The organism is Pseudoscardovia suis, assembly GCF_002797875.1.
GTDB classification, from domain to species: Bacteria; Actinomycetota; Actinomycetes; order Actinomycetales; family Bifidobacteriaceae; genus Pseudoscardovia; species Pseudoscardovia suis.
Map to the genome: position 1 here is coordinate 200,774 of NZ_PGFC01000002.1, position 14,798 is coordinate 215,571.

General features: G+C 60.0%; 13 protein-coding genes and 1 tRNA gene. 9 read left to right on the forward strand and 5 right to left on the reverse strand.

Annotated elements, in window-relative coordinates; genetic code table 11:
• Positions 1-79: 79 nt before the first annotated feature.
• On the forward strand, positions 80-874 hold the full coding sequence (locus CLV65_RS03480; protein WP_094691294.1) for a hypothetical protein: 795 nt from the start codon (positions 80-82) through the stop codon (positions 872-874).
• Positions 875-1,053: 179 nt separating this feature from the next.
• Here the strand turns inward: CLV65_RS03480 and CLV65_RS03485 are convergent, their stop codons facing one another.
• Positions 1,054-1,548, reverse strand: coding sequence for an inorganic diphosphatase (locus CLV65_RS03485; protein ID WP_094691293.1), 495 nt, complete (start codon positions 1,546-1,548; stop codon positions 1,054-1,056).
• A gap of 354 nt (positions 1,549-1,902) precedes the next feature.
• Here CLV65_RS03485 and CLV65_RS03490 point away from each other — a divergent pair, with 354 nt between their 5' ends.
• A complete protein-coding gene (locus tag CLV65_RS03490) occupies positions 1,903-2,649 on the forward strand; it encodes a L,D-transpeptidase (protein ID WP_244569151.1) in 747 nt (248 codons plus the stop codon).
• 130 nt (positions 2,650-2,779) lie between these two features.
• Here the strand turns inward: CLV65_RS03490 and CLV65_RS03495 are convergent, their stop codons facing one another.
• Positions 2,780-3,715 (reverse strand): LysR family transcriptional regulator, encoded by a 936-nt coding sequence (locus CLV65_RS03495; RefSeq protein WP_342351802.1) that lies wholly within the window; start codon positions 3,713-3,715, stop codon positions 2,780-2,782.
• A 472-nt stretch (positions 3,716-4,187) separates the two neighbouring features.
• On the opposite strand from CLV65_RS03495, the gene CLV65_RS03500 reads away from it, so the two are divergent.
• Complete coding sequence (locus CLV65_RS03500) at positions 4,188-5,597, forward strand: aspartate ammonia-lyase (protein WP_244569155.1); 1,410 nt, start codon at positions 4,188-4,190, stop codon at positions 5,595-5,597.
• 32 nt (positions 5,598-5,629) lie between these two features.
• On the opposite strand, the gene CLV65_RS03505 is transcribed toward CLV65_RS03500, so the two are convergent.
• The 3 genes from CLV65_RS03505 to CLV65_RS03515 all read right to left on the reverse strand — a co-directional run bounded on the left by CLV65_RS03505 (position 5,630) and on the right by CLV65_RS03515 (position 8,861).
• Positions 5,630-6,703, reverse strand: coding sequence for an asparaginase (locus CLV65_RS03505; protein ID WP_094691400.1), 1,074 nt, complete (start codon positions 6,701-6,703; stop codon positions 5,630-5,632).
• Between the two features lie 79 nt (positions 6,704-6,782).
• On the reverse strand, positions 6,783-8,339 hold the full coding sequence (locus tag CLV65_RS03510; RefSeq protein WP_244569150.1) for an amino acid permease: 1,557 nt from the start codon (positions 8,337-8,339) through the stop codon (positions 6,783-6,785).
• A gap of 445 nt (positions 8,340-8,784) precedes the next feature.
• A tRNA-Met gene (locus tag CLV65_RS03515) sits at positions 8,785-8,861 on the reverse strand.
• A 166-nt stretch (positions 8,862-9,027) separates the two neighbouring features.
• Here CLV65_RS03515 and CLV65_RS03520 point away from each other — a divergent pair.
• The 6 genes from CLV65_RS03520 to atpA all read left to right on the forward strand — a co-directional run bounded on the left by CLV65_RS03520 (position 9,028) and on the right by atpA (position 14,798).
• A complete protein-coding gene (locus CLV65_RS03520; RefSeq protein WP_094691292.1) occupies positions 9,028-10,068 on the forward strand; it encodes a homoserine O-succinyltransferase in 1,041 nt (346 codons plus the stop codon).
• Between the two features lie 321 nt (positions 10,069-10,389).
• On the forward strand, positions 10,390-11,226 hold the full coding sequence (gene atpB, locus CLV65_RS03525) for a F0F1 ATP synthase subunit A (protein WP_094691291.1): 837 nt from the start codon (positions 10,390-10,392) through the stop codon (positions 11,224-11,226).
• Between the two features lie 94 nt (positions 11,227-11,320).
• Positions 11,321-11,551: an ATP synthase F0 subunit C gene (gene atpE, locus CLV65_RS03530; protein ID WP_094691290.1), complete on the forward strand. Its 231-nt coding sequence runs from the start codon at positions 11,321-11,323 to the stop codon at positions 11,549-11,551.
• Between the two features lie 69 nt (positions 11,552-11,620).
• Positions 11,621-12,157, forward strand: coding sequence for a F0F1 ATP synthase subunit B (locus tag CLV65_RS03535; protein WP_094691289.1), 537 nt, complete (start codon positions 11,621-11,623; stop codon positions 12,155-12,157).
• Between the two features lie 55 nt (positions 12,158-12,212).
• Positions 12,213-13,031, forward strand: a complete 819-nt coding sequence (locus CLV65_RS03540; protein WP_094691288.1) for a F0F1 ATP synthase subunit delta — start codon at positions 12,213-12,215, stop codon at positions 13,029-13,031.
• 99 nt (positions 13,032-13,130) lie between these two features.
• Positions 13,131-14,798: a F0F1 ATP synthase subunit alpha gene (atpA, locus tag CLV65_RS03545; protein ID WP_094691287.1), complete on the forward strand. Its 1,668-nt coding sequence runs from the start codon at positions 13,131-13,133 to the stop codon at positions 14,796-14,798.

Below are 14,798 nucleotides of genomic sequence, written 5' to 3' on the forward strand. Positions count from 1 at the left end.
GGCGGTGACGGCGGTATGTCTGGCTCGGTATGCTTGAGGGCATACGTGGCTTTGCGTGCATCGATCAAGGAGGAACGATATGGCCGACCATGATGCGGACTCTCTCCAAGCGGATTCCCGGAAGTCCGGGCAATCGCCCGCTTCCCTGGGCGTGGCGCCGCTTGTGCAGAACGGCGCCGGCATGGTGGTGCGCACGCTGCTCGTGGAACTCGTGGCGTATTTGTGCATGGCGGCGCTGTGGTTTGCGCCGGCCACATCCAACGACCCTCTCGCAACGTCCCCGTGGGCTGCATGCGAGGCTTTCGTGTGCGCGTTGATCGTGGCGGCGGTATATCCCTTCCGTTTGCGCACCCCGTCGCAGCTTGCGGCTCGCGTGGCTGCGATTGCGATGGGCGCTGGCGGATTGCTGGCTGGCTTCCTCGGGCCTGTGGGCGGACGCTGGATGGTGTGGATGGTCGCGCTCGCATCGCTGTTGGTCATCGGCGCGTTTTTGTATGAGCTGCTGCGCGCGTCGCGTACACGCATGATCTTTTCGTTGTCAACCACGATGTCGGCAGGGTTGATCGCTTTGTGTGGTATGGGCTGGTGCATGCTTCCCCAATTGCATCTGTGGGGCGAGGCACGGCGGCGCAACCCCGTGGGGGCGTGGTGCGTGCTCGCCGGCATGTTCCTGGCGCTCGCGCTGCTGGCGTTGGCGAGCTACCTGTGGTCACGGGGCTCCGGTTCTGTGGCGGATTTCGTGCGCGTGGATGTCGATCCTTCGATCGTGGCTCCTTCGCTGCGCAATCTGTGGCTGTGCTGGGGGCTGATTCCGGTGCTGTTGTATGGCGCTGTGATCGCCGTGGCTGCATTGCTTGTGGTGATGCTCCTGTGATGCGCGCGGTCGCTCCGGCGGGGCGGGCATGATAAACAGACATAAAAACGGCGGGGCTGCAACTTGCAGTCCCGCCGTTTGCATTGCCGTTTACAGTGCCGTTCACATGGCCGTTTACACTGACCGGCGATTGGATCGTCGCCTGGTCATTTCGCAATCAGGCAGTGGTCAGGCAGTTTTCACTTCTCGGAATCGGCCAGACGCTTGCGAGCGGCGACGATTTCGGCCTCGGCCTTGGCGGCGTTGGTCCAGAAGGATCCCGGCTTGACTTCCTTGCCCGGTTCCAGAGCCTTGTACTGCGAGAAGAAGTGATCGATTTCCTTCTTGTGGAATTCGGAGACGTCGTCGATGTCCTTGATGTTGTCGTAGCGCACATCGGCGGGCACGCACAGCACCTTATCGTCGCCGCCGGCCTCGTCAACCATGTGATACAGGCCCACTGCACGGCACTCGACCACGCAGCCGGGGAACACGGAGATGGGGAGCATGACCAGCGCGTCGAGCGGGTCGCCGTCCTCGCCCAGGGTTCCCTCGATGTAACCGTAATCATCGGGGTATTCCATGGAGGTGAACAGGGTGCGGTCCAGACGAATGCGACCGGTCTCATGGTCGACTTCGTACTTGTTGCGCGAACCGCGAGGGATTTCCACAACGACGTCAAAGGTTTCAGCCATTGGTTTCTCCTTTAATATGTATGAACTTGTGCGTGAACTTGTGCCGGTGCCTTGCTGGCGCTCGTGGGGTTCGCGGTATCGTCCTCGGCAATGGCTTGGGGCGGCCGCAACGACCGACGACGGCTGGCGCAGCATCGGGCCCGCACGCATGTCGGGCTGATTACAGGATACTTTGCGGTGGGGATACGGCGTTCGCACTGCGGTGCGCAGGCTTAACGGGCGGTATGTGATTGTGCGCACGCACGCACATCACATACCGCTCATAGAGACACGGGAACGCAAGACGGGGAGGGTTGCTATGATAAGCCGCGCTTATGTTTCGTACCGTTGTCTGGTGAACGTGCAGGAGGCTCCATGAGTGGCATGACAGATCCTTCGAGGAATGACGCTCCGAAAAAGGATGGGCGCGACGGGGATGTGCAGTCGGCTAGCCGGCGGACGAATGCCGGTAGCCGCCGCATGGTTGCGCTCGCCGTGTGCCTGATTGTGGTGGCGATACTGATTGTGTGCGTCGCAGTTGTGCAGGCCAAGGCGGCGGTTTCGCGCCATCGGGGCTATCGGGGAACGGAGCAGATCCAGCTCGTGCAGCCTCAATCCGCTCCTTCGAATTCCGCGTCGAGTCCAGCGCAGCCTGATTCCACGGCAAGCGGCGCATCTGACGAGTCGTCGTCCTCGGCGGCGATTGACTGGCAGGGCGCTTCCGGCGGTGCGTATCCGGATGTGAGCCAGGCCGAGGACCTGTCGATCAGCGTGTCCCTCGCTGACCAGCGCGTGTATATCAAAGACGGCGATACCACGATCTATACGATGATCTGCTCGTCCGGCATGGATGATTCCACGCCGCATGGCACGTTCACGGTGCAGTCACGCGGCGAGAATTTCTTCAATCCCAATGAGCAGATGGGCGCGAACTGGTGGGTGAGTTTCTATGGCGACTACCTCTTCCACACCGTGCCCACCGATTCCGACGGAAACTACATCGTGTCGGAGGCTGAGAAACTCGGCAGGCCTGCATCCCACGGGTGCCTTCGCCTCACTGTGTCCGACGCCAAATGGATTTATGACAACATCCCCGACGGCACCACCGTCGAAATTGCATGATTCGTGCACGATTTTTAGATTTCAAGCGCTCGGTCGTATGGCCGGGCGCTTTTCTTGTGCCTTGTCGCAAGGTGTTTTGATGCGTGTTTGTGCGCGAATGCTTGCTCAAGCGGTTGTGTGCCGCGGGTGGTCACTGTGTGTCGTTCCACAGGATTTGGTCGTTGCGCGAAACCGTTGACAGCAGCCTTTCGACAGCGATATGCGCCAGTTGTTGCGTAATGGGAGACATATCCCAGTCCTTGCGGGTCACCAAGGCGAATGTGTCGAACAGCGGATGGTCAAACGGCGTGGTGTGGATGTCGGAGGGGAAGCGCGGGGAATTAACCACGGCGCTGGGCAGCAGGGTGTCACCAAGCCCGGCAGCGACGAGCTGCACGGCGGATTCCACCGACTCCACCTCGATCTGCGGCTCCAGCGTGACGCCTTTGAGCTGCGCCCGTTGCGCCAGCTGGCGTCGCGACGGGTCGTTCCACCCATGGTGAGCGTCATACAGGATCACCGGCGCGTGGGGAATGTCTTCCACTCGCATCGGAGCCGCGCATCGTTCGGCGGAAGCGCTCGCCCACACAATCTCTTGCTGCATGATGAGCCGCGTCTGCAAATCATGCACGGGCACCGGCAGACACAGCAGTCCTGCCTCGAGTTCCCCGGAACGCACGGCATCGGCGACTTCGAAGGAATTCTGGCCTACCAAGCGAAGCTTCACATGCGGGTGCGCACGGCTGAAATCCGTCGCCAGATCGGAGAGACCGTAATAGCCTGCATTGCGCAGAATGCCGAACGATACCGTGCCGCTTTCGCCGGTGGTGAGCGCTCGCAATGCCGCGTCGCCGCCTATCTCGCCGTCAAGCATGCGTTTGGCCCATGGCAGCAGCGTGCGCCCTGCCGCCGTGAGCACAAGCTTGCGGCCGGAACGGACGAACAATGCGATGCGGTATTCGTCTTCAATGCGCCGCACCAGTTCCGAAACCGTGGGTTGCGTCATTCCCAGCTGCCGGGCTGCCGCTGTGAAAGATCCCTCGGTGGCCGCGAAATAAAAGGCCTGGATTTGGGTAAGCGTCATCATGAGGCGATTGTGGGGCGGCGCGGTTACGCGAAGGTAACAACGTCAACATGATGGACGGTTCATGTGACGGGTGCTCTGCGGGGGTGCTCTGCGGGGCGGATGCGTCGCAGGGGCACAACCAAAGGTAAAACCTATGGAAGTTCAAGGAAGTAGGGGTCTTGTGCGGTGTGTCGCAAGTTCGTACGCTCGGGGTTTGTGATCATTCGGAAATCACGGAAGCGCAATGCATCGAATGCGAATTCCATCGTCGCGATTCCGTGAATCCGCCAACCGACAGCCACAGCCAAGCAAAAGCCAACAAAGGAAGAGAACAGCCATGACCTACGAGATCGCCCCAAGCCACATTGCAGCCGACATTAGCACCAGCGTCGACGTCGCTGCCGAGATTCGCGAGGAATCCATGCTGGACGCGGCAGCACGCCGCGCCGCCGACAGCGAAACCGCTAGCGTCGCACAGAAGGCCTCCCATACGATGGAAGGCATGAAGGCAATGCGCAAGGAATGCGACTCGCTGGGTTCCAGGCTCGTGCCCGCCGCGGCATACTGGGGCATTCACACGCAGCGCGCTATCGAGAACTTCCCGGTCAGCGGCGTGGCGGTGAGCAGCCACCCTGAACTCATTCACGCTTACGCCCTCATCAAGCAGGCATGCGCCCGGGCGAATGCGGAACTGGGTGGCATCAGCGACGAGCAGCTCGCACTCATCGACCAAGCGTGCTCCGAAGTGTTCACAGGTGCGTTCGACGACCAGTTCCCCGTCGACGTGCTCCAGGGCGGTGCCGGCACCAGCACCAACATGAACGTGAACGAGGTCATCGCCAACCGTGCATTGGAAATCGGCGGATACAAGCGCGGCGCCTATGACGTGATCAACCCCAACGACACAGTCAACAAATCTCAGTCCACGAACGACACATATCCGGCGGCATGCCGTCTCGCGCTCGTGTTCGCGCTGCGCCCCGTCATTCGCTCCGCACGTGCGCTCGCAATGTCGTTCCGCACGCTGGCACGGCGCAGCAAAGACATGGTCAAGCTTGGCCGCACGCAGTTGCAGGATGCGGTGCCGATGACCTTCGGTCAGGAATTTGGAGCCTACGCCTCTGTATTGGAAGATGACGTCGCCAAGCTCACCGCACAAATCGATGCGCTGTGCGTCGTGAACCTCGGCGGCACGGCAATCGGCACGGGCATCTGCGCCGACGCCCGCTTCCGCAGCCTCGTCGCCCACAAGCTCAGCTATGTGTCTGGTCTGTCAATCCGATCCGCCGAAGACGCCATCGCCGCCACCAGCGACATGGCCGATTTCGTGGACGTCTCCTCCCAGCTCAAGCGCCTCGCCGTGCACTTGGGCAAGACATGCAACGACATTCGCCTGCTCGCATCTGGCCCGCAGTCTGGTCTGCAAGAGATTCACATCCCCGCACGCCAAGCTGGTTCGTCCATCATGCCGGGCAAGGTGAACCCGGTCATCGCCGAATGCGTGAACCAGGCCGTGTTCACGATCTTCGGCATGGACGCCACCGTCACCGCCGCTGCGGAAGCCGGCCAGCTGCAGCTCAACGCCTTCGAACCGGTCACCGTGCACGTGCTGCTCACCGGCATGGGCGTGCTCGCCAAGGCGATGGACACGCTGCGCGTGAACCTCGTCGACGGCATCGAACCCAACGAAGAGCTGGGTCGTTACCGCGCCGAACACAGCGCCTCCATCGCCACGTCGCTCAACGGATACCTGGGATACGCAGGTGCCTGCCATGTTGCCAAGCGCGCGCTGCGCGAAGGCCGCTCCGTCAAGGAAGTGGCGCTCGAAGAAGGCAATATCCGCGCTGAAGTGCTTGACGATGTGCTCGATCCCGCCAACCTCACCCACGCTGCGGAAGAGTAAGCGCTGGGCACTCGGCGCAGGGAACGTAGGGACTACTGCTGCACGGTGATTTCACCGGCTATCGAACGTCCCATCCAATCGGCGAAATCATCTCCCTTCACTCCTTGTGAAAGAAGGAAGATGATTTTTGCATAGGCGGCTTCAAGCGTCATGTCACCCGTGCCGATGGCGCCCGCCCGGGCAAGCGCATCGCCGGTCTCATAGCGGCCAAGCATCACATTCGCCTGCTGGCATTGGGAAGCCACGACGACCGGCACGCCATGCCCAAGGGTGCGGGCGATCACGTCAGCGAACCCGGGTTCGTCGCTGGGGATGTTGCCCACGCCATAAGCGCGCAGCAGCACGGCTTCGGGCAGCGGGTCGAGCATGGCGGCGAGACGCGCGGCACTCATGCCGGGCGCCACGTCAATCACCGCGACGTCATGGCGCGTGTAAGGCGCCGGGTCGCTCCAGCCTTCGCATGGATTGTCGAACGGCTCCCATTCCCATGGCGTGCCGGTGCAGGCGAGCGTGCCGGTGGATGGCGCATGGAATCCCTCGAATGCCCAGCTCGAAGCCTTCGTCACGCGATTGCCGGCGAACAGATGATGACCGAAGAACAGGCACACGCTTTCGTGGGCTTCATGGGTTTGGACTTCGTTGGCGCTGGTGGCGCTGTCCAAAATCGCTCGGCGGTTTCTGCCGACGCGACCGCTGAGCGCGGCATTGAGCGCCCCCGTCATGTTCGCTGCGGCATCGGATTCGATGCGGCCCAGTGGATGCTGGGAACCGGTGAAAATCACCGGCTTGCCGAAATCTGTGAGCGCATATGACAATGCCGCGGATGAATAGCTCATCGTATCGGTGCCGTGCAGCACCACGAACGCATCGGCGTCATCGTGGTGGGCGCGCAGGTCGTCGATCATCGTCTGCCAGTTCTCCGGAGTGGCGTTCGATGAATCGATTAATGGGTCGAGCTGTGTCAGGCTCACTTGGTCCGGGGTCAGTTCATCGCTGCCCGAGAGCAGCTGACGCAGCCATCCGGCCATGTCGGCGCCCGGCACCAGGCCGTGCTCGGATTCAACCATGCCGATTGTGCCGCCTGTGTAAGTGATGTGAATGCGCATGATATCTCCTGTCGCGATGCTGCAGTCAGTTGCCGTCTGTTCAGTTGCCGCTTGTCGGTTGCCGTGTGCAAAACGTAGGTCACGCAGCGGCAAAATCATCGGAAAGCTCCTCAAGGGAATCCTCATCCGAATCATTGTCAAGAATCTCGTCCATGAGGCTGCCGTTGATGCGGCCGCGTACGGCGAACCATCCGATGATCATCAGGATGACGACAACCGCGAACAGCGCAAGCGTCCACCTTCCGGAGGTGCTCGTCAGATTCGACACGACGACAAGCGTGAAGAACGCCAACGCTAGGTAATCCGTGAACGGTGCGCCGGGCATGTGGTAATCCGGTCGGGTCTCCTTGCCAGCCTTGACGCGGCGCATGAACGCCAGATGCGTCACGAGAATCGACGACCACGTGCCGGCGATGCCGATGCCAGCCAGATTCATGATGATGTCGAATGCGTCGGACGGAAGCACAGCGTTGAGCACTACGCCCAGCAATCCCAAGGCGGATGTGATGATGATGCCGCCGTAAGGGATGTGGTTGCGGTTCATGCGCGCTGCAAAGCGGGGACCGGAGCCGGCCATCGCCATCGAGCGCAGTGTGCGGCCGGTCGCATACAGCCCGGCGTTGAGCGACGAAAGCGCTGCGGTGAGCACGACGACCTGAATCACGTCGCCGGCATGAGGGATGCCCAGTCCGGCGAAGAACGTGACGAACGGCGACTGGCTGGACGAATACGCGGTGTAAGGCAGCACCAGCGCCATCAGAATCACTGAACCCACGTAAAAGCCGAAGATGCGCAGAATCATCGAGTTGATCGCCTTGGGCAGCACCTGACGCGCTTCCTTCGCCTCGCCGGCGGCCACGCCCACCATCTCGGTGCCGCCGAAAGCGAACACGACGCCCAGCGTCAAGGCAAACACCGGTGCGATGCCTTCAGGGAAGAACCCGCCGTAATCCGTGATGTTGTGCAGACCGGCATGATAATCGCCCACGGGTGCGCCGGTGACGATAGCCCAGATGGCGATGACCATGAACGCCAGGATCGTGAAGACCTTGATGGCGGCGAACCAGAACTCTGCCTCGCCGAAAGCCTTGACGCTCAGCATGTTGAGCGCGAACACCGCCGCCAGCGCGCACAGCGCGAGCAGCCATTGCGGCACCGGTTGGAACGCCTTCCAATAATGGAAGTACAGCGCCACGGCGGTGATATCGGCCATGACCGTGGTGGACCAATCGAGGAAGAACAGCCATCCGGTGATGTATGCGCCCTTCTCGCCGAGGAATTCACGAGCATATGACACGAAAGCGCCGGAGGAAGGGCGGCGGATGGCGAGTTCGCCGAGCGCGCGCACCATGAGGAACGCGAAGATGCCGCACACCGCGTATGCGATGGTGAGGCCTGCGCCGCCTTGCGCAAGACGTCCGCCGGCGCCGAGGAACAGGCCGGTGCCGATGGAGCCGCCGATGGCGATCATCTGGATATGCCGGGGTTTGAGGTCCTTGGCATAGCCGGAATCGGCCTTGTCGGCGTGGATTGCGGGCGTGGCGCTCGCTTCGGGTGCTGCGGATGTTTCGGGTGCTGCGGATGTTTCGGGTGCGGCGGAATCGTGGCCGGTGCTGTTATTGGATGAAGTGCTCATCGGTGCCTCTGAGAATTCACAACGAGTTCTGACATGACGAAGGCGGGAATCGTGCGATTCCCACCTTCCACGGGTACGGGCATGGTGCAGGGCAGCGCATGCCATGCGCATTTGAGATGCCGCCGTGTGATGTGAATGGGGCATGTGGCCACGAATATAAGGGAACGGGCCTGGGGTCAAACACGCAAGCGGTATCGTAACACCACGTATCGTTATTTCATCGGGCTGTGATCATATGTGACACGTGTGGCGCGTGTGACGCGAGGTACAGGCGTGCAGAGGGTGGGACGCATCTGTTGGTGGGTCAGTCATCCATGCAAGTTCCACAAGGGTGCAAGTTCCACAAAGGAGTGTGCCGGAAGGTGAGAGGGTGCAGAGGGGAAATGCAAAGGGAAAAGGCGGATGATATGGAAAAGGTCAGGAATCGTTTGATTCCTGACCTCATTGGTAGCGGGGCATGGATTTGAACCATGGACCTCTGGGTTATGAGCCCAGCGAGCTACCGAGCTGCTCCACCCCGCGATGGCTTGCCGTTTCAGGCAGCGTTACTTACTTTAACGATAATGTGCGTTTCGTCAAAGACGGCGTGTCGCGATCAAGGTGTGCCCGCGGTGTCGCTTGCACGTAGATGGGTCGTCATGCGATTTCTTCTCACGGCGTAGCAGTGTGCGCCCATTAGTATAGAGATATGCCTATCAAGATACCGATGGGATTGCCGGCACGAGGGGTGCTGGACGCCGAGCGGATCTTCGCTTTGGAGGATCCGGTTGCCGAGAGGCAGGAAATCCGCCCCCTGCGCTTTGTGATCCTCAACCTCATGCCCAAGAAGATCGAGACCGAAACGCAGCTGCTGCGGCTCATGTCAAAGTCGCCGTTGCAGCTTGACGTGGACTTCATGCGCACTGCCACCCACACGGGTTCGCATGTGAGCAAGGATCATCTCATCAAGTTCTATGAGACGCTTGATGCTTTCAAAGACAATTGCTACGACGGCCTTGTGGTGACCGGCGCGCCGGTCGAGCACATGGATTTCGAGGACGTCGACTACTGGGATGAGTTCACGCAGATCCTCGACTGGGCGTCCACGCATGTGTTCTCGACGATGTACCTGTGCTGGGGCGCCATGGCGGGCCTGTATTACCACTACGGCGTGCGCAAGCATCTGGAGCAGCAGAAGATCTTCGGTGTGTTTCCGCAGTATTTGCAGGATGAGTATTGCTTCCTGACGAACGGGTTCGACGAGATTGCGCTGCAGCCGCATTCCCGCCTTGCGTCGGTGGATGAAGGCGATATTCGCGCCAATCCGGATTTGCAGATCCTCACGTGGGGCCCTGATTCGGGTCCGGGCCTTGTGGCGACGCGTGATTTCTCTGAAGTGTTCGCAATTGGCCATTGGGAGTATTCGAAGCGCACTTTGGCTGAAGAATACGAGCGTGACATGAAGAAGGGTCTTACCAACGTGCCCTTCCCCAAGAACTACTTCCCGCATGACGATCCGACCCAGGAGCCTGTGTTTTCGTGGCGCGCGCATGGCAACCTGCTGTGGCGCAACTGGATTAACTGGATCTACGAGACGACCCCGTATGACCTGTCGCAGATTCCGCGACTGCGCCGTGAAAAGAAGCTTGGCACGGACCGGAGCCTGCGCCATGAGCCGGAGTCGCCAAGAAACGATGGTTTCGCGCCTTTCGCGCATGACGGATACGGGTTGGTGCCGAATTTCCGCTGAACGCAAAAAAGACGCGTTTGTCCATACTTCGGAATCCTACGGAGACGTAAGTTGATTGCAATCTGAAAACGTTGCAAATCCTACGTTCCGTAGGATTGTTTTATAATGGGAGCGTGTTCGCGTTTCTCAAAACCGCAAGCAAAATCGCTGTATGCGAGCCGTGTCGCGAAAAATTGCGAAAACTCGCGCAAAATTGCTGAAAACACTACGTTCCGCGTTGCGTTATAGACGCGACGTGACGAAGAAAGCGCACGAAAGTAACATTTTGATGACGCGGAGCGGGGCTATAGTGTCACGTGTCACAAGAGGTAGGAGGCGCATATGACAGGTTCTGTCGGACTGAGTGCCCTGGCAGCCGCGCACGGTTCAGCCGTGCTGGCGTCGGGACCCTCGGAGCTTCCTTCTATCGATGACTTCCTTCCCCCGGAGATTCTCTTCCAGGGGACGCCGTTTGCAATGAACCGCATCGTGCTGATCAGGGTCATTTCGACCGTGTTCCTGCTCGTGGTGTTCGGTCTCACTGCAAAGAGGGCGAAGCTCATCCCCGGTAGGTGGCAGGGCTTCGTCGAATGGATGATCGACTTCGTGAAGTACAACGTCGTGTACGCGACGATGGGCGAGTTGCGCGGCAAGCGCTACGTGCCCGTGTGCTGCACGATTTTCTTCGCCGCACTGTGCTTCAACCTGTGCGGTGTGATTCCCGGCATGAACATCGCGGCAACGGCGACCATCGCCATGCCTTTGATGTTCGCACTGTGGACCCTCACCCAGTACTGGCGCTCCGGCATCCGTTCCAACGGAGGTCTGTGGAAGTATCTGAAGAAGGAGATGTTCCCCGCGGGCGTTCCTTGGCCCGTGTACATCCTGCTGTCGCCGATCAAGTTCCTCGAGATCGCCATCATCCAGCCGGGCGCACTGACGCTTCGACTGTTCGCCAACATGGTGTCGGGCCATTTGACCCTCGCCACCGCGCTGGTCATGGCGGATTGGTACATCGTGCAAGCACATAACGCAGCCATGGTGCCCGTTGGCGCACTGTGGTTCGTGTTCGGCTTCCTGATGACCGCATTCGAGATCTTCATCGCGTGCCTGCAAGCATTCATCTTCGCCGTCCTGACAGCTGTCTACATCAACAGCAGCTATCCGGAAGACGAGTAAACCCAGCCTTTCTTCAAGGCGCGGAACCACTCATAACCTATATATTTCATGCTTAGAGCGAGGCGCCAGCCTCGCGTTAAGAAAGGAAACAACAATGGATCTCACTACCCTCGCAGAGGTTGCCGGCAATCTGTCCGTCCTCGGCTATGGCCTCGCTGCAATCGGCCCTGGCATCGGCCTGGGCATCATGTTCGGCAAGGCAATGGAGTCCACTGCCCGCCAGCCTGAAATGGCCAACAAGATCAACACGATCATGTACATCGGCCTGGCAATCATCGAGGTGCTCGCCCTCCTGGGCTTCGTCGCCTTCATCATGAAGAGCTAAAGAAATCCGCGGGAAACCGAAACTGAAGTGCTTGGGCATCCAAGCGTTACACAGTGAAAGGAGGGATGCATGACGACACTGGCGGAAGGAAATTCCGGAATCGATTTGTTCTTGCCGAAGACGTATGACATCTTTTGGTCGTTTATCATCCTTGTGATTCTCGCGGTCTTCTTCTATAAGTACTTCCTGCCGAAGTTCCAGAAGATTTTCGACGAGCGCGCCGAAAAGATTCAGGGCAACATCGATAAGGCTGCCAAGGCTCAGAAAGAGGCCGAGGAAGCCAAGAAGAAGTACGAAGACCAGCTCACCAAGGCCCGTGTCCAGGCTTCCAAGATTCGTGACGACGCGCGCGCCGAGGCATCGCATATCATCGCCGATGCCCGCACTCGCGCTGAGGAAGAGGCCGCACAGGTCTCTGCCAATGCACAGAAGTCCATCGAATCCCAGCAAAAGCAGGCTCTCGTCTCCCTTAAGGGCGAGGTCGGTTCGCTGTCGGTGGCTCTGGCTGGCAAGATCCTCGGCAAGCAGCTCGAATCCGATGCCGTTCAGTCCGACATGATCGACTCTGTGTTGGGCGATCTGGACAAGGACGACGTCAAGGCCTGAGAATGCGTGCAAACCACAAGGTGAACGACAAGGTGACAGGTAAGGAGGTGACGGAATGCGCGGAGAAACTTCACTGACCAGTGAGAAGGCCGTGCGCGACAAGTTTGCGCCGGTGCTCAAGCAGAAGGGCGAAGGCTGCGGGGAGGTCGCACAAGATCTCTTCGGCTTTACCCAGATTCTTGACTCCACCAAGAAGCTGGAGCGAGCACTGACCGATTCTTCGCGTCCTGCACAGGACAAGATCACGCTCGTGAGGAACATCGTCGGCAATGCCGTCGATCCACTGACCATCGAGATTCTCAGCGATGTTGTCTCCCGTCGTTGGAGCCGTGTGCCGCATATCGCCAACGCGACCGAAGACTTGGCAATCGACGCCCTGCTGTATCAGGCGGACGCCCGTGGTTGCACAGGCAAGGTCGCAGTCGAACTCGCGGAGATTCGCTCCGCTCTGCTCAACCTTTCCGTGCTGCGGTCGGAGCTTTCCGATCCGCAGATGGATCCTGAACGCCGCGTGCGGCTGCTGGACCAGCTGTTCGACAAGGACACGCTCGATCCCATCACGCTGTATCTGGCGGAGCAGGCAACGAGGAATCTGCGCAACAGGCGCTACCTGTACACGATTCAATGGCTCATCGACAAGATTTCTGAACATTGCGGCGAGACCGTCGTCACAGTCACCACGGCTGTGCCGATGAGCATCGAGCAAATCAAGCGAATCATCGAGATCTATTCGAAGAAGCTGAACCGTCCGGTTCATGTCAATGCCGTTGTGGACCCCTCCGTCATCGGAGGAATGCGTCTGCAGTATGGTGCCGAGGTGATCGACCATACGGTCGTCGCCAAGCTGCACAACCTGCAGCGCACAATGGCCTGAACCTTCGGCTGGCTTTGATACCAGCCGCATCGGCGGCGCCGGCATCGACCGGCGGTAGCTGTTCGAAACGTAAAAATAGAGGAAATTAAGGAGTGATCTATGGCTGAACTGTCCATTGATCCCGCCGCGATTCGTCGGGCGCTTGACGATTTCGTCGACTCCTACAAGCCCTCTCAGACACCGACTGAAGAAGTCGGCTATGTGAGGACTGCAGGCGACGGCATCGCGCACGTCGAAGGCCTCCCCGGTTGCATGGCCAACGAACTGCTCAAGTTCGCTGACGGCACGCTGGGCTTGGCTTTCAACCTCGACGCCCGAGAGATCGGCGTCGTGGTGCTCGGCGATTTCTCCGGCATCGAGGAAGGCCAGGAAGTGCGCCGTACCGGCGAAGTCCTGTCCGTTCCTGTCGGTGACGGATATCTGGGCCGCGTGGTGAACCCGCTGGGCGAGCCGATCGACGGCTTGGGCGACATCAAGTGCGAATCCCGCCGAATCCTGGAAGCGCAGGCTCCTGACGTGATGCATCGTCATCCCGTCGACCAGCCGCTTTCCACGGGTCTCAAGGCAATCGACGCGATGACGCCTATCGGCCGCGGTCAGCGCCAGCTGATCATCGGCGACCGCCAGACGGGCAAGACCGCAATCGCCATCGATACGATTATCAACCAGAAGAAGAACTGGGAGACCGGTGACCCGGCCAAGCAGGTGCGCTGCATCTACGTGGCAGTGGGCCAGAAGGGCTCCACGATCGCTTCCGTGCGTGGCGCCCTGGAAGACGCAGGCGCCATGGAATACACGACGATCGTGGCATCCCCGGCATCCGACTCCGCAGGCTTCAAGTACATTGCCCCCTACACCGGCTCGGCCATCGGCCAGCACTGGATGTACAACGGCAAGCACGTGCTCATCGTCTTCGATGACCTGAGCAAGCAGGCCGAGGCATACCGTTCGATCTCGCTGCTTCTGCGCCGCCCGCCGGGGCGCGAGGCTTACCCGGGCGACGTTTTCTACCTGCACTCCCGCCTGCTGGAACGTTGCGCCCGCCTGTCCGACGACCTTGGCGGTGGCTCCATGACCGGCCTGCCGATCGTGGAGACGAAGGCGAACGATGTGTCCGCCTACATTCCGACCAACGTGATTTCCATCACCGACGGTCAGATCTTCTTGCAGTCCGACCTGTTCAACGCCGGCCAGCGTCCTGCAGTGGACGTCGGCATCTCGGTCTCCCGAGTCGGTGGCGCTGCGCAGACGAAGGCCCTCAAGAAGGTCTCCGGCACGCTGAAGATTTCGCTGGCACAGTACAAGTCCCTGGAATCCTTCGCCATGTTCGCTTCCGATCTGGATGCGGCTTCGAAGGCCCAGCTGACCCGTGGCTCCCACTTGATGGAACTGCTCAAGCAGCCGCAGTACTCACCGTTCTCCCCGGAGCAGGAGGTTGTCTCCATCTGGGCCGGCACGCACGGCAAGCTTGACGATTTGCCGCTGGGCGACGTCCTTCCGTTCGAGAAGGGCATGCTGGACTATGTGGCGCACAACAGCGACGTCATCAAGACCATCGCTGCCACTGGTGACTTCACTGCCGATACCGAGAAGGCGCTGGAGAAGGCCGTGGATGATTACCGCGACACCTACGTCAAGCTCGACGGCACGCCGCTTATCAACAAGAAGGACGAGAAGCAGGCTCCGACGGCTGTGAAGCAGGAAACCATCGTGCACCACACCCGCAAGAGCACCAAGGCCAAGACGGCTGAGAAGGCCGGTGAGTAA

Bases quoted from the DNA above. Each gene is read 5' to 3' on its own strand.
- CLV65_RS03495 (WP_342351802.1), bottom strand. From the start codon at position 3,715: ATGATGACGCTTACCCAAATCCAGGCCTTTTATTTCGCGGCCACCGAG.
- atpA (WP_094691287.1), top strand. From the start codon at position 13,131: ATGGCTGAACTGTCCATTGATCCCGCCGCGATTCGTCGGGCGCTTGAC.
- CLV65_RS03485 (WP_094691293.1), bottom strand. From the start codon at position 1,548: ATGGCTGAAACCTTTGACGTCGTTGTGGAAATCCCTCGCGGTTCGCGC.
- atpB (WP_094691291.1), top strand. From the start codon at position 10,390: ATGACAGGTTCTGTCGGACTGAGTGCCCTGGCAGCCGCGCACGGTTCA.
- CLV65_RS03490 (WP_244569151.1), top strand. From the start codon at position 1,903: ATGAGTGGCATGACAGATCCTTCGAGGAATGACGCTCCGAAAAAGGAT.
- CLV65_RS03535 (WP_094691289.1), top strand. From the start codon at position 11,621: ATGACGACACTGGCGGAAGGAAATTCCGGAATCGATTTGTTCTTGCCG.
- CLV65_RS03500 (WP_244569155.1), top strand. From the start codon at position 4,188: ATGGAAGGCATGAAGGCAATGCGCAAGGAATGCGACTCGCTGGGTTCC.
- atpE (WP_094691290.1), top strand. From the start codon at position 11,321: ATGGATCTCACTACCCTCGCAGAGGTTGCCGGCAATCTGTCCGTCCTC.
- CLV65_RS03510 (WP_244569150.1), bottom strand. From the start codon at position 8,339: ATGAGCACTTCATCCAATAACAGCACCGGCCACGATTCCGCCGCACCC.
- CLV65_RS03505 (WP_094691400.1), bottom strand. From the start codon at position 6,703: ATGCGCATTCACATCACTTACACAGGCGGCACAATCGGCATGGTTGAA.
- CLV65_RS03540 (WP_094691288.1), top strand. From the start codon at position 12,213: ATGCGCGGAGAAACTTCACTGACCAGTGAGAAGGCCGTGCGCGACAAG.
- CLV65_RS03480 (WP_094691294.1), top strand. From the start codon at position 80: ATGGCCGACCATGATGCGGACTCTCTCCAAGCGGATTCCCGGAAGTCC.
- CLV65_RS03520 (WP_094691292.1), top strand. From the start codon at position 9,028: ATGCCTATCAAGATACCGATGGGATTGCCGGCACGAGGGGTGCTGGAC.